Source organism: Micromonospora sp. II, from assembly GCF_001709195.1.
Lineage (GTDB): Bacteria > Actinomycetota > Actinomycetes > Mycobacteriales > Micromonosporaceae > Micromonospora > Micromonospora chalcea.
In genome coordinates, this window is sequence record NZ_LYXF01000038.1 from 1 (window position 1) to 13,835 (window position 13,835).

9 protein-coding genes and 1 pseudogene are annotated in these 13,835 nt (G+C 69.7%); 7 read left to right on the plus strand and 3 right to left on the minus strand.

Features of this window, described 5'->3' with window-relative positions; all coding sequences use genetic code 11:
* The first annotated feature begins 75 nt into the window (after positions 1-75).
* Positions 76-1,227, plus strand: a complete 1,152-nt coding sequence (locus A8711_RS21130) for a hypothetical protein (RefSeq protein ID WP_069087865.1) — start codon at positions 76-78, stop codon at positions 1,225-1,227.
* Between the two features lie 640 nt (positions 1,228-1,867).
* Positions 1,868-1,987 carry an IS3 family transposase gene (locus tag A8711_RS33210; RefSeq protein ID WP_223201434.1) on the plus strand — a complete coding sequence of 40 codons (120 nt, stop codon included), beginning with the start codon at positions 1,868-1,870 and terminating at the stop codon, positions 1,985-1,987.
* Here A8711_RS33210 and A8711_RS21135 read toward each other — a convergent pair.
* Positions 1,973-4,804 (minus strand): annotated as a pseudogene (locus A8711_RS21135) (LuxR C-terminal-related transcriptional regulator); the annotation flags it as partial. The gene A8711_RS33210 and the pseudogene A8711_RS21135 overlap by 15 nt on opposite strands.
* A gap of 110 nt (positions 4,805-4,914) precedes the next feature.
* Between A8711_RS21135 and A8711_RS33215 the strand changes: the two are divergent.
* Entirely contained in the window at positions 4,915-8,367 is a 3,453-nt protein-coding gene (locus A8711_RS33215) for a M28 family peptidase (RefSeq protein WP_369830122.1), read from the plus strand.
* Between the two features lie 422 nt (positions 8,368-8,789).
* Here A8711_RS33215 and A8711_RS21145 read toward each other — a convergent pair whose 3' ends face one another.
* Positions 8,790-9,239 carry a hypothetical protein gene (locus A8711_RS21145; protein WP_124778772.1) on the minus strand — a complete coding sequence of 150 codons (450 nt, stop codon included), beginning with the start codon at positions 9,237-9,239 and terminating at the stop codon, positions 8,790-8,792.
* A gap of 5 nt (positions 9,240-9,244) precedes the next feature.
* Positions 9,245-9,592 carry a hypothetical protein gene (locus tag A8711_RS21150; protein ID WP_091113588.1) on the minus strand — a complete coding sequence of 116 codons (348 nt, stop codon included), beginning with the start codon at positions 9,590-9,592 and terminating at the stop codon, positions 9,245-9,247.
* A gap of 345 nt (positions 9,593-9,937) precedes the next feature.
* Between A8711_RS21150 and A8711_RS21155 the strand changes: the two genes are divergently transcribed.
* From A8711_RS21155 to A8711_RS31625, 4 genes are all read left to right on the plus strand, one after another.
* On the plus strand, positions 9,938-11,410 hold the full coding sequence (locus tag A8711_RS21155; RefSeq protein ID WP_051611166.1) for a helix-turn-helix transcriptional regulator: 1,473 nt from the start codon (positions 9,938-9,940) through the stop codon (positions 11,408-11,410).
* Complete coding sequence (locus A8711_RS21160; RefSeq protein WP_046569670.1) at positions 11,407-11,949, plus strand: flavoprotein; 543 nt, start codon at positions 11,407-11,409, stop codon at positions 11,947-11,949. The genes A8711_RS21155 and A8711_RS21160 overlap by 4 nt, the downstream gene beginning before the upstream one ends.
* Before the next feature lie 432 nt (positions 11,950-12,381).
* Positions 12,382-13,620 (plus strand): methyltransferase, FxLD system, encoded by a 1,239-nt coding sequence (gene fxlM, locus A8711_RS21165; RefSeq protein ID WP_043330488.1) that lies wholly within the window; start codon positions 12,382-12,384, stop codon positions 13,618-13,620.
* A 23-nt stretch (positions 13,621-13,643) separates the two neighbouring features.
* Positions 13,644-13,781, plus strand: coding sequence for an FxLD family lanthipeptide (locus A8711_RS31625; RefSeq protein WP_082159628.1), 138 nt, complete (start codon positions 13,644-13,646; stop codon positions 13,779-13,781).
* The last annotated feature ends 54 nt before the right edge of the window (positions 13,782-13,835 follow it).

Consider the following 13,835-nt stretch of genomic DNA (forward strand, 5'->3'; position numbering starts at 1 on the left):
CCGTTGCTCACCCCCGCGCCGGACGGCGCCGCGTGGATCGACGCCTACCGGCACTGGGCCGGACGGTAGGCCACGGTGAGCGAGTACCAGTACTACGAGTTCACCGCCGTCGACCGGCCCCTCACCGGCCGGGAGCGGGCCGAGCTTCGGTCGCTGTCGACCCGGGCCGACATCACCGCCACCAGCTTCGTCAACACCTACGAGTGGGGCGACTTCAAGGGCGACCCGCGCACGCTGATGGAGCGGTACTTCGACGCGCACCTGTACCTGACGAACTGGGGCACCCGCCAGCTCATGCTGCGGCTACCGAAACACGTGCTCGACCCCGCCACCGTCTCCCAGTACTGCCAAGGGGACAGCGCATCCGCGTGGACCACCGGCAAGCACGTCATCATCGACCTGCACGACGAGGACGAGGACGGCACCGACGAGTGGGACCTCGACGGCCACGGCCTCCTCGCCTCCGTCATCCCGGTCCGGGCCCGCCTCGCCGCCGGCGACCTGCGCCTGCTGTACCTGGCCTGGCTGCGCTGCGTACAGTCCGCCGAGATCGCCGACGACGAGCCTGAACCGCCCGTCCCCGCCCGGCTGGGGACCCTCGACGCGTCCCTCACCGCCGTCGCCGAGTTCCTACGCATCGACCCCGACCTGATCGCGGCCGCGGCGGCCGGACCGCCGCCGGCCACCTCCGGCGAACCGACCGCTGCGCAACTACGCACCTGGGTCGTCGGGCTGCCCGCTCGGGACAAGGACGCCATCCTGACCGACCTGATCACCGGCGGCGACAGCCACCTGCGCAACCGACTGCTGCGCCGCTACCGCGACGCACACCGCACTGATACGCCCACCCCGGCAGCCGCCCGTACCGCCGGGGAACTGCTCTCCACCGCCGCGGGGTTGCGCGCCGAACGGGAACGACGGGACGCTGAGCAACGCGAACGCGACCGGATCCGCCGCGAACGGTCCGCCGCAGCAGCCCGGCAACGGCACCTCGACACCCTCGCAGTCGACCAACCCGCCGCCTGGCAGCGAGTCGACGAGCTCATCGCCACCAAGAAACCCCGCGAGTACGACACCGCCGTGCAACTCCTCATCGACCTGCGCGAACTCAGCGAACGCGACGGGGACAGTTCGTCGTTCCAGCACCGGCTGGCCGAGCTCCGGGCGGCGCATGCCCGCAAGCCCAGTTTGCTCGAACGCCTCAACCTCGCAGGCCTCGACACCTGACGCATGGTTCTTCGCTGACCGTCGCCAAGGTGTGGCAAGGATCGTGGAGGGCCGGTGCGGCGTGTCAGCGTGACGCCCCAGACAGTCGACGCCGGCCACTTCATCCTGCCCGCCAAGATCAACCAGAGTCACCTGGAGACTCCTCCAGCGGATGCCGACCGGGGTGGACCGGTGCCAACGAGGGTCACCATGGCCGACCGCCGGCCGCAAACCGGGGTTCGTGTGCTCAGGTGTGCTCCTGGGCTGGGAGAACGGCGGTCCGGGGAACGTGGGTGAACGGGGGCCACTCCCTGCCACCCCAGGTGAACCCCAGGTCGCTAGACTGTGCCCTCGCGCCCTCGTAGCTCAGGGGATAGAGCATCGGTTTCCTAAGACCGTCATCTATGCATGTCGGTAGGCCGACTGCCTGCGATTCAGCCGTTCATTACCTCTGTTTGTTGGTCGCATTGGATAGCTGCTGCGCTCCGTTGCTGGCGGTTACAGTAGCAAACCGGCCGCCTCTGTTGCTTTTTGTGTCAACTTTCTCGATTCTAAATCCTCGTCACGGCATTTTGCGACTTGACGTAGCGAGGATGCTGTCCGGGGAAGCACGTGCGATCCTCGCCCAACCCGCTCCTTTACGCCGCACGCCGAGTTACGCCTGGGCACCGGAGTCGGAAGTGGGCGCAAACGCGTTGCCAGGCTGATGCGCCAGGCCGGGCTGCAGGGCTTCTGCCGGCGCTGCCGTCAGGGCTGCAAGGTGCGCGAGTTGGACGCGTGAGTGGATGCCGAGCTTCCGGTAGACGCGGGTGAGGTTTGCTTCGACTGTTTTGACACTGATGGTGAGGGCGGTGGCGATGTCGCGGTTGGTCGCTCCGCTGGCGGCGAGCTCGACGCAGCGCTGTTCGGCGGAGGTGAGGCAGGGGAGCGTACTGCTGTGCGCGGGGACGGGCTCCAGTTGGTGGAGGGTGCGGGTGGCGGCTTCGATCCAGGGGTGTGCCTGGTGCGTGCTGAAGAGGTCGGCGGCGCTCTGCGCCGCGGTGCGGGCGCTGGCGCGTCGGCGTCCGCGTCGTTCGGTGTGGCTGAGGGCCAGGAGGGTTCGACCGTGTTCGATGGGCAGGTGGCGGAGGTGGTCGGCTGCTGCGGTGAGGAGGTCGGCGGCCGCATCGTAGTTGCCCAGGGTGGCTTCCAGGAGTGCCTGGGAGCGGTCGAGCACGGGGAGGACGCAGCTTCTATCTAGATCAGTCGCGGTGCGACGGGTATCGGTCAGCAGTTTGCGGGCTTGGTCGAGGTAGCCGAGGGAGATGAGGGCTTGGGCGAGGTCGGCGTGCCAGCGCAGGACGGACGGGTCGCGGACCTGCTGGCGCTTCTCAAGCGTACGGACCTCTTCCAGCGCCTCCAGGGCTTCTTTCGGACGCCCGGTGACCAGGAGAAGATGTCCGAGGACGAAGAGGTTTCGGGAGAGGAAGACTTTGTTGTCCTCCCGGCGGGAGGTGTCCGCCCCGCGGCGTGCGTGAGCGAGGGCGGAGTCGGTGCACGAGGCGGTGCCCTCGACCAGGGCGGAGGTGTAGCACGTTGGTGCGGGGTCCAAGGCGGCTCTGTCGGTAAGCGACAGGGCGCGGCCGGCGTAGTCGAGGGCCAGTCCGCACCGTCCGGCGCGGATCTCGACTTCGGCGAGGCTGCGCAGGACATCCACGGTGGCTTCGGCGTCTCCGGTCCGCTCGGCTTCGACGAGCAGAGGCAGCAGTGCGCTGCGGGCTTCGTCCAGACGGTCGTCGAAGATGGCGTGCCGGGCGGAGAGCTGTTCGGGCCTGGCGTTGACGGGGATGTGAGTGCTGCGTGGCAGGGACAGGGCGTGGCCGAGCGTGGTCTCGGCTTGGGGGCGGCCGAGGATGCGTTGGATGCGGGCCTGCATCGTGAGGGCCATGGCGGTGGTGGCGGTGTCGCCAGCGCTCCGGGCGAGGCTGGCGGCCCGGGCAGCCTGGGCGCACGCCCGGTCGGGATCGCCGTTGACGTTGGCCCAGATCGCCTGGCGGACGAGGATCTGCGCGGTCAGGTCCGGATGTCCGGCCGCTTCGTGAAGTGCGTCGGCGAACAGCTTGTCGCCGTTGTACAGGTGCTGTCCGCCTGAGTCGATCAGGGCGATGAGGGCGTTGACGCGGTTGGCGGGGCTGCTGTCGTGGTTCAGGACGAGGCGGACGGCAGCCTGGCCGCGGGGCAGGTCGCCGTTGTGGGCGGCGTCGCGTACGGCGGTCAGCGCCCGTTCGGTGAGCAGGTCGGCGTCGGTCTCCGGGGTACGTTCGGCGGCGAGCAGGGAGAGCTCGGCCGCTAGTGCGGGTTCTCCGCGCAGCCGGGCGCGGGCGGCGGCGCGGTCGGCGCAGTCGGCCGACTGCGGGTCGTTGGTGTCGGCCGCCAGCGTGGTGTGACGGTCGCGGCGGATGCTGTCGCGGCTGGCTTCGGCCAGGCGGGCGTGCAGGAGCCTGCGTGTGGCGACCGGCGGTCGGGCCGCGAGTTCGGCACCGATCGCGGCGGCGGCGAACCGGATCTTCCCGTCGACCTGCCCGATGTTGATCAGTCCGGCTGCCTCGGCCTCTGCGAGAAGGTTTTCGGCGGGCGGGCCGGCGAGGCGGCTCAGCAGTTCGCGGTCGGGCCGGTCGTCGAGTGCGGCGACCGTCAACAGTTCCTGAACTTCGGCCGACACAGTGCCCAGCCATTCGTTCACCAGTCGGCGGGCGGCCGGCGGCAGGACCAGGTCGTCTACGAGACCCTGAGCGGCCGGCAGGTCGGTGGCGCGGCTGCGGGCCCCGGCGAATGCGAGGGCTAGGGCCGGGTTCCCTCCGCTGCGGATGTGGGTCTGCGTGACCTCGTAGGGGGTTAGCCGGTACGGCGACAGCAGGGTTGCGACCTGATCGGGTGTCAGCGCCGGGATGCGTACCGCACAGGGGTCCTCGCCGCACCAGTGGCCTTCGCTCCCCGGGCGCCAGATTCGCTCTGCGGCTATGACGGGAAGGTCGGGAGCCAGGCGCAGTGCCCAACGCAAGACGGCCGCGCTGGCCGTATCCAGCCACTGGGCGTTGTCCACCACCAGTGTCAGAGGCGGGGTGTCCAGCAGCAGGGTGGCGGTCAACCGGCGCAGCCGTAGAGCGGTCCCGGCGGGATCGGCAGAGCCCGGCACTCCGACGGCCTTGTCGATTCCGGTCGCGAGTTCCCGCGCGGCCGGCAGCGGTTGGAGGGCCAGTGCGAGTTCGAGCAGTCCGGTGTAGGGGACCTGGGCGTCCTGTGGGCTCGGAGCCAGCCTTAGGACAGGCATGCCCAGCTGCTGCCCGAGTACACCGGCCGCAGCGGTCTTGCCGATCCCGGGCGGACCGAACAGCACCACCCGACGGGCGCCGCGCACGACGCCCGGTACCACCGGCAGCATGGTGCCGGTGGCCCCCTGATGCGCATTCACTGCCGTCGCAGAATCTGGCACCGGATCATAGTGCGCCCGACGGTCCTTCGCGCACCAGAGCAAGGGGTTGCCCTGATTTCGGCCAGCCTCCGCCGTTCCTAGTGTCATCGCCAAAGCCGAGCTGTCACCGGTTGCCGGAGATCCCATCAACACGGGCCCTGCTGCCACACCCCTCAACCCATCTCGGCGGGAGGATTGCGATGTATCGAAGAACTGCCATGGCGGCCGCTGTCGCGGTTGCGCTTACCCTGGGCACCGTGACCGGGGTGGCCACCCAGTCGACCGCAGCCACCCCGCCCCCTACACCCACGGTTGCGCAGAGCCCGCTGTCGCTGGCGATCTCTGCAGCCGACCGCGCTGCCGACGGCGGTCACGACGCGCTGGCGAAAGGCCCCTTCGAGCAGTACGACCGTCGCATGGTGATCCCGTGGGTGGACGGCCTGTTCTCCATTGCCTACGAGCGCACCTACCGGGGCCTGCCGGTGGTCGGCGGCGACGCCGCCGTACTCGCCGACGGCCGGGGCGCCATCCGGGCGATCTCGGCCGCCACCAAGACGAAGATCAACGTCTCCGTCGTGCCGACGGTCGCCGCCGACCGCGCCGAGCAGACCGCCAAGGGCCTGCTCACCAAGGTCGACCAGGTCGAGTCGCGCACCCTCGTGGTGCACGTCAAGGACAGCACCGCGCGACTCGCGTGGGAGGTCGTCGTCGCCGGGCGCACCGCCTCGGCGCCCAGCCACCTGCATGTCTTCGTGGACGCGCGCAACGGCCAGGTGCTGGCCAAGCAGGAGGACGCCGCGGCCGGTTCCGGCACCGGCAAGTGGAACGGGCCCAGCCCACTGTCGATCACCACGTCGCAGTCGGGCAGCACGTACTACCTGCGCGACACCACGCGCACCGGCCTGAACTGCCAGGACTACAGCACCAGCACCGTCTTCTCCGGCGCCGACGACAGCTGGGGCAACGGAGTGGGCACAAGCAAGGAGACCGGCTGCGTCGACGCACTGTACTCGGCGCAGAAGGAATGGGACATGCTGTCGGCCTGGCTGGGCCGCAACGGGCACAACGGCAACGGCGGCAGCTGGCCGATCAAGGTCGGCCTGAACGAGCAGAACGCCTACTGGGACGGCTCGACGATCACGATCGGCAAGAACTCGGCAGGCAACTGGATCTCCTCGATGGATGTGGTGGGTCACGAGTTCGGCCACGGCATGGACCAGAACACCCCCGGCGGCACCAGCTCCGAAGCCGGCCTCGGCGAAGCCACCGGCGACATCTTCGGCGCCCTGACCGAGGCATACGCCAACCAGTCCAGCGCCTACGACGAACCCGACTACCTGGTCGGTGAGGAGATCGACCTCGTCGGCGACGGCCCGATCCGCAACATGTACAACCCCTCGCTGGTCGGCGGCCACCCGAACTGCTACTCCTCGTCGATCCCGAACACGGAGGTACACGCGGCCGCAGGTCCGCTCAACCACTGGTTCTACCTGCTCGCCGAGGGCAGCGCGCCGGGCGGCGGCAAGCCGAACAGCCCCATCTGCTCGGGCGGCCCGTCGTCGGTCACCGGCGTGGGCATCCAGTCCGCCGGAAAGATCTTCTACGGCGGCATGCTGCTGAAGACCTCCGGCATGACCCACAAGAAGTACCGCACCGCGACCCTGACCGCCGCGAAGAACCTGGACTCCTCGTGCGTCCTGTTCAACCGGACCAAGGACGCGTGGAACGCGGTCGCGGTCCCGGCCCAGACCGGCGACCCGACCTGCACCGGTTCCAGCACCGACTTCTCCGTCTCGGTCAGCCCCACCTCGGGCAGCGTCAACGCGGGCTCCTCGGTCACCGCGACGGTCAACACCGCGACCGTCTCCGGCAGCGCGCAGACCGTGTCGCTGACCTCCTCGGGTGCCCCGTCGGGGGTCACCGTGTCGTTCAGCCCGACGTCGGTGACGTCGGGCAACAGCTCCACGATGACGGTGGCGACCACCTCCAGTGCGGCTGCGGGCACGTACACCATCACCGTGACCGGCACCGGTTCGATCACCCACACCGCGCAGTACACGCTCACGGTCAACGGCGGCACCCCCGGTGGCACCGCGCCGGACATCGACGTCGCCAACGTGCAGGCGCACCTGACACAGCTCAGCACCATCGCCACCAACAACGGCGGCACCCGCCGCTCGACCGGCCAGGGCTACCTGCAGTCGGTGGCGTACGTCAAGGGCAAGCTGCAGGCCGCCGGCTTCACCGTCACCGAGCAGCCCTGCACCTCCGGCTGCACCAGCGGTGCAGGCCCGAACCTGATCGCCGAGTGGCCGGGCGGTAACGCGAGCAACGTCTACATGTTCGGCGCCCACCTGGACGGCGTCTCGGTCGGTCCGGGCATCAACGACAACGGCTCCGGCTCGGCGGCGCTGCTCGAGGTCGCCCTCGCGCTGGCCGCGCAGAACCCGACCATGCTGAACAAGGTCCGCTTCGGCTGGTGGACCGACGAGGAACAGGGCCTCAACGGCTCCAAGTTCTACGTCAACTCGCTGACCAGTACCCAGCGAACGGCGATCAAGGCCTACTACAACTTCGACATGATCGCGTCGAAGAACGGCGGCTACTTCATCAACAACATCACCTCGACCGCGTCGCAGCCGATGAAGGCGTACTGGGACTCCCTCAGCCTGCAGCCGGAGGAGAACGTCGAGGGCCAGGGCCGTTCCGACGACTACTCGTTCCAGAACGCGGGCATCCCGACCTCCGGTTACGCGATGGGCGCCAGCGCCACCAAGACGTCGGCCCAGGCGTCGAAGTGGGGCGGCACGGCCGGTCAGTCCTACGACTCCTGCTACCACTCCTCGTGCGACACCCTCAGCAACATCGACGCCACCGCGCTGAACCGGGCTGCCGACGGCATCGCCTACACGCTGTGGAACCGGGCGGTCGGCACCTCGACGCCGACCAACGACTTCTCGATCTCGGCCAGCCCCTCGTCGGGCACCGTGAACGCGGGGTCCAGCACCACGACCACCGTCGGCACCGCCACCACCTCGGGCAGCGCCCAGACGGTGACCCTGACCGCCAGCGGCGCCCCCACGGGCGTAACGGTCTCGTTCAGCCCGTCGTCGGTCACCTCCGGCAGCTCGTCGACCGCCACCATCGCGGTCGGCTCGTCGGTGGCCGGCGGCACCTACACCATCACCATCACCGGTACGGGGTCGGTGTCGCACAGCACCACGTACACGCTGACCGTGACCGGCGGACCGGGCGGCTGCACCGCCGCCCAGCTGATCCTCAACGGCGGGTTCGAAAGCGGCACCTCGCCGTGGACCGGCTCCACCGGCGCGATCGGCACCTCTATCGGGCAGGTGCCGCGCAGCGGCACCCGGTACGCGTGGCTCGGCGGATACGGCTACACCGCGACCGAGGCCATCAGCCAGACCGTCACCATCCCGTCGGGCTGCACCAGTGCGGTACTGACCTACTGGCTGCACATCGACACGAACGAGTACGGGGCGCTCGCCTACGACGTGTTCACGATCAAGGCCAACGGCACCACCGTGGCGTCGCTGTCCAACATGAACGCTGCCACGGGCTACACGCAGCGCACCGTCAACCTCGGCGCGTACGCCGGCCAGACGGTCACGCTGACCTTCACCGGCACCGAGGACGCCTACCTGCAGACCAGCTTCGTGCTGGACGACGTGACCCTGCAGATCGGCTGAGTTCAACGGCAGGGTGGGGCGCTCGCCCCACCCTGCCGCAGGTCCTGCGCCCCTGTTCCGCTGCCGGACCGGACCTTAGCCTGAATCCGTGGATTGGATTCTGGGTGCGTTGTCGGGTTGATCTAGCCGATTGGGGGTGTGATGGATCCGCTGGCCCTGGTCTCCGTAGAACGCCAAGTAACCCGGCTCCGCCTTGACCTGGCGAGAGGCGAAGTCCATCGCCTCCGGGCGCAGATCTGCCCAACCTCGCGGGAAGCGGCCGTACCGGTCGTAGAACCTCCGCAACAGCGCGAACCCGGCCGTATCTCGCCATGCTTGGACGCAACCAGGTCCAGCTCAGCAGGGACAAGGGTCCAGTGCTCGACCAGCTCGCCGATGCTCAGAGGAGATCGACTCACAGCGGTCAACCACCGTGGCAGCGATCAGGGACCGCGCAGACCCCCAAAAAGATCAACTATTTGGCCCCTGGTCGCAAGATCGGCGTGGTTGGTCGTGAAGGGCCCGTCGGCGTGTGACCAGGTCCAGCGAAGCCGTCGGTGGGTCAGCCACGCACTAGCCTGGCCGGCGAGGTCGCGGTGCCGGCGCTGGGTCCTGTTGGTGTCGCCGCCGTCGGTGGTGAAGGCGAGCAGGGCGTAGCCGCCGGGGATGCCGGCGTGGGGCTCGCCGGGGTGCCGGCTGCCGTCGACGGGGAGGTGCACGCTGGCCAGGGCCGGTGCGCCCTGTCCGGGCAGGGTTTGCAGCATGTGGACGCGGCCGTGGTCGACCAGGTGCCATCGGCCGTCCAGGGGCAGCCTGAGCACGGTGCGGGCGTGGGCGAACAGTTCGTAGGCGTCGACGGGGTCCTGCACGACGAGGGTGGTGGTCGCGGTCATCGTGGTCACCGGGCCCAGATCGCCAGGGCTGCGGTGGTGGCGGCGCCGGCGTACCCGGCGAGCAGCAGCGGCACGGCGCGGGAGATGGCGGTGTACTTGGCCCGTACGGCGCGGGAGAGCCACCACAACTCGCGGGCGCGTGCGAGGGGGGCGGTCTGGGCTCCCGGGTCGGTGTCGCCACCGACAACGCGGACCAGGACGTCCTGGGCGGTGTCGGTGTCGGCGTAGGCGACGAACCCGAAGTCCCCACCCCGAAATCCCGGTACGCGAAACCCGCGTCCGGCACCGGTGGGGCTACTGAACCGCCGAAAGCCCTTGCGGCAGGGCTGGCGCCGCGCGCCCTTTATGGGCATCACCGCACGCTCTTCCGCGCTCGTCGAAGAGGGCCGATGCCCACCGAACTCGCACATCGTGTCCGGGGTGTCTGTCGGTGACGGCGGCAGGCTGAGGTTGCCGTGCCCGTTGGGCCGGGAGTGGGGATGGCTGAAGTGTGTTCCGCCGTGATCGTGGCTGACGTTCGAGGTGCCAACCCCGCTCCCCCGGTTTTCGACACAGGCGCCCTCTCTGCCAGGCCAGCACGCCATTCGCACCAGCTCCACGCCCAGGTCGCGTGCGATCCGCTAACGTCGAATCGCCGTGCGTCGGGGCGCCGCAACAGTCGGCTCGACGCAGGTCGATGCGAACGGAAAGGCGAGCCCATGATTGATCGCCAGGATCTTCAACAGGCCAGGGACGATCTCGGCCGTAAGCTCGCCGCCCTGCGTAGGTCGAGGGGACTCATTCAGGAAGCCCTCGCACGCCAGGTGCACACGACGCGCAGCACCCTGGGAATGGTCGAGCGGGGCCGGCAGGTCGTGGACCGGATCTTCTGGCTGCAGTGCGACACCCTGCTGGACGCCCAGGGCGAGCTACTCGCCGCCTACGACGCCTACCGACACCTCCAGTCCCGGTTCCAGGCACAGCAGGCCGAGGCGGCACAGCGGGCGCGGTGGGGAGCGGTACCCGAGGCGGTGATGGCAGCCGGCGAGGCCACAGGCGAAAGGTACGGCGAAGTCGGCGACAATCGACGCCCGCCGGACCGGTTCCACGGCGAGCGCCCGGAGGCGGGCCGCACCACACGAACCGGGCAGGTCTCAGTCGTCAACGCGGTAGCAGGCCGTGGCGAGGAAGCCGACCACGATGCCAGGTCGCGACTGCTGGCCGAGCTGCGCCGGCACCTGCTCGCACCTGCCGCACCGAAACAGCCGGTCGAGCCTCTCACGCTTTCGGAGGTCCGTCAGCGGGTGGCCCATCTCCATAGCCTTTACCAGCGTGGCAACTATGCCGAGGCGGTCCGGGCGTTGCCCGACACGTTCGAGCAGGCGAACCTGTTGACCCGGACCTGCACCGGCACGCAGCGCGCCCTGGCCGTCGGGTCGCTGGCGGCGGCGAATCTCGCCGCCGCCAAACTCACCGTGAAACTCGGCGATCCCAGCCTTGCCTGGGTGGCGGCGGACCGTGCCGCTCGTGTCGCCGCCGAGCAGGCCGAGGATGTTGCGCTCGTCGCTGCGGCGGCGTTCTCGGTGGGTACTGCGCTGCTGGCGATGCCGGACCGCGTCGGCGATGCCGAGGAGGTGGTGCTGGCCGCTCTCGATGGTGTGACGGACACGAGGGACTCCGCGTCGACGGGTCCGCGTGTCCTGTCGGCCCACGGGGCGTTGACTCTGCTCGCGGCGCTGATCGCCGCCCGGCAGGCCCAGCCCGCCGCTGTCGAGCGGCACCTCGACGACGCGAACGCCCTGGCCCGGCGGCTCGGCGCCGATCGTAACGACCTGTGGACCGGGTTCGGTCCGACGAACGTGATGATCCACCGCATCAGCATCGCCGCCCGAACGGACCAGCCTCAGCTGGCGATCCACCTTGGAGAACAGCTCGACACCTCGTCGCTGCCGGCGGCCCTGGTGAGCCGCCGCGCCCGGGTCCACCTCGACCTCGCCGCCGCCTACGCCTGCTCGCCCGGCAACGATCCCGCAGCCGTGCTGCACCTGCTCGAAGCCGAACGCATCGCGCCGCAGACGGTGCACGTGCACGGCCGGACGCGCCATCTGATCGGCGACCTGCTCACCCGTGAGCGGCGCGCCGTCACCCCCGGCCTGCGGGCACTCGCCGAACGCGCCGGAATCGCCGCGTGACGTCCGGATCCGCGAATGCCCGTCTGCTCTACCTGGTGGTCTGTGCCGCGCCACCGGCCCGCCGCATCGTCGAGCTGGTCGAGGCGGTGCGGCGCGACGGCTGGGATGTGTACGTCATCGCGACCGAAACCGCGCACACCTGGCTTCCCAACGATCGGCTGGCCGCCGTTACGGGCAGGCCCGTCAGCTACCGGCAGCGGCATCCTGACGAACCGAGCGTCCTGCCACGCGCCGATGCCGTCGCGGTCGTTCCGGCGACGTTCAACACCATCAACAAGTGGGCCACCGGCATCAACGACAGTCTGGCCCTCGGCATCCTCAACGAAGCTCTCGGCGCAGGCATGCCGATCATCGTCTCCCCGTACGTCAAACCCACCCTCGCCCGCCACCCCGCGTTCGACGCCCACCTGCGGCTCCTCGCCGACCACGGCGTACGCCTCACCGCCACCGAGGCGCTGCGACCAGCTCACGACGATCAGCCCTTCCGCTGGAACGTGATCCTCGACGAACTCCACAGGCTGTCCGCCCGCCTGTCGTAGTCGGCCCCCGAGAGGCGCTGGGGCCGGTCTGACCGTGTCGAAATCCCGTGTCGAGGGTGTTCGACACGGTCAGACCGGCGTTGAGTGGTGGACATGACCGCTCGGCGCCCGCCGCTCAGGGGTCCCCGGCACCGCCCAACCCGAGGGGAGTTGATCCGTGTGACCCTGTACCGCAGTTTCTCGCCGCTGCCGAGGAATCCGGGACCGCTGGTGGCCGGGACGGCTCGGACCTCACGTTGACTGCGGCTTGATCGAACCCGGGCCGCCTTGCGTCGCCTTGCCGGTTGGGCACCCGGTGAGTTCGGCCTGCGTCCTGCCCAGCAGGGGAACAGTCCTCGGGCGTCTGAGGCCGTGTTCGTCCTTGGCGGATAACGGAAAGTGCGGGCCGTCCGCAACGGCGGCGGTCCTGACGAACAGGAGAGTGACGCGCACATGAGCGTCGACACGATGAGCAGCGACGACCTCCGTGACGCGATGGTCGACCAGCTGGTCGCTGACCATGCGGCCAAGGGGCTGACGATGCGGCCCGAGGTCGAGGCGGCACTGCGGGTGGTTCCCCGCGAGCTGTACACGCCGGGTGTCCCGATGGAGGAGGCGTACCGCAGCGACACCGCGGTCGTCACCAAGCGGCTCGGTGATGAGACCGTCAGTTCGGTGTCCGCGCCGTGGCTGATCGCGGAGATGCTCGGGCAGGCGGCTGACGCCCTCACCGGTGGCCTGCACGGCCGGCACGTGCTGGAGATCGGATCGGGCGGCTACAACGCGTCGCTGCTGCGCGAGCTGGTCGGGCCGTCGGGTTCGGTCACGACCGTGGACATCGACCCGGAGGTGACCGAGCGGGCGGTGGCGTGTCTGGCGGTGGCAGGTTACGGCGATGTCAGCGTGGTGTGCGCGGACGCGGAGCAGCCGATCGACCTGGGGCGCTGCTACGACCTGATCATCGTGACGGCCGGGGCGTGGGACATCCCCGCGGCGTGGATCGCGCAGCTCGCCGAGGACGGCGTGCTGGTGGTGCCGCTACGGACGTTCGGGATGACCCGGTCGTGGGCGCTGCGCCGGGTCGGTGACCGGCTGGTCAGCCACAGCCAGCGCCTCTGCGGGTTCGTGGCGATGCGGGGCACCGGAGCCCACGAGATGCGGTATGTCGACATCGCCGCCGGTGTCCACCTGCGGCTGGATGAGGGCCAGCAGGTCGACCCGGAATCGGTCGGTGGGCTGCTGTCGCAGCCGCAGGAGCAGGCATGGGCAGGGGTGGGCCTGCCGCCTCGTAGCGTCCTGGCCGACCTGGACCTGTGGCTGGCGGCCCGCCTCGCCGATGAGGTCGACCAGTTCGTGGTGCTCTCGGCGCAGCAGGAGGCCGTCGACGCCGGCATCGTCGCCCCTGCCTGGCGGTTCGGTACGCCCGCCGCCCTGCACGAGGGGACGTTCTCCTACCGGTCGACGCTGCGCTGGACCGACGACACGTTCGACCTCGGCGCCTGCGCTCACGGGCCCGACGCCGCCGCGGCGGCGGGACGGATGGCCGGGCACATGCGCGCGTGGGTGGACGCTGGCGAGCCCTCTCCGGTGCTGCACGTCCTACCCGCAGGTACTCCCGACGGCGCCCTGCCGGCCGGGACGGTGCTGGACAAGCGACACAGTCGCCTCGTCCTCACCTTCACCTCCGCATAGGAAGGAACACGCGAGTGGAGACCATGGAACTCGAGGAGTTCGACCTGGACATCACCCTGGTGGACGCCGGCCCCGCTGCCAGCGGGTACGCCACCAGCACCGACGACGGCTGCGGCTCGGGCAACACGGGCTCGAACGCCTGTTCCGGCGGCAGCAAGTAACCGTCCCTGACGATCCACCCCGGGCCCGGCGTCTCCAGCGCCGGGCCCCCGTCT

Coding starts and splice junctions, on each gene's coding strand:
- A8711_RS21145 (WP_124778772.1), bottom strand. CDS start 9,239: ATGACCGCGACCACCACCCTCGTCGTGCAGGACCCCGTCGACGCCTAC.
- A8711_RS21150 (WP_091113588.1), bottom strand. CDS start 9,592: ATGCCCATAAAGGGCGCGCGGCGCCAGCCCTGCCGCAAGGGCTTTCGG.
- A8711_RS21155 (WP_051611166.1), top strand. CDS start 9,938: ATGATTGATCGCCAGGATCTTCAACAGGCCAGGGACGATCTCGGCCGT.
- fxlM (WP_043330488.1), top strand. CDS start 12,382: ATGAGCGTCGACACGATGAGCAGCGACGACCTCCGTGACGCGATGGTC.
- A8711_RS31625 (WP_082159628.1), top strand. CDS start 13,644: ATGGAACTCGAGGAGTTCGACCTGGACATCACCCTGGTGGACGCCGGC.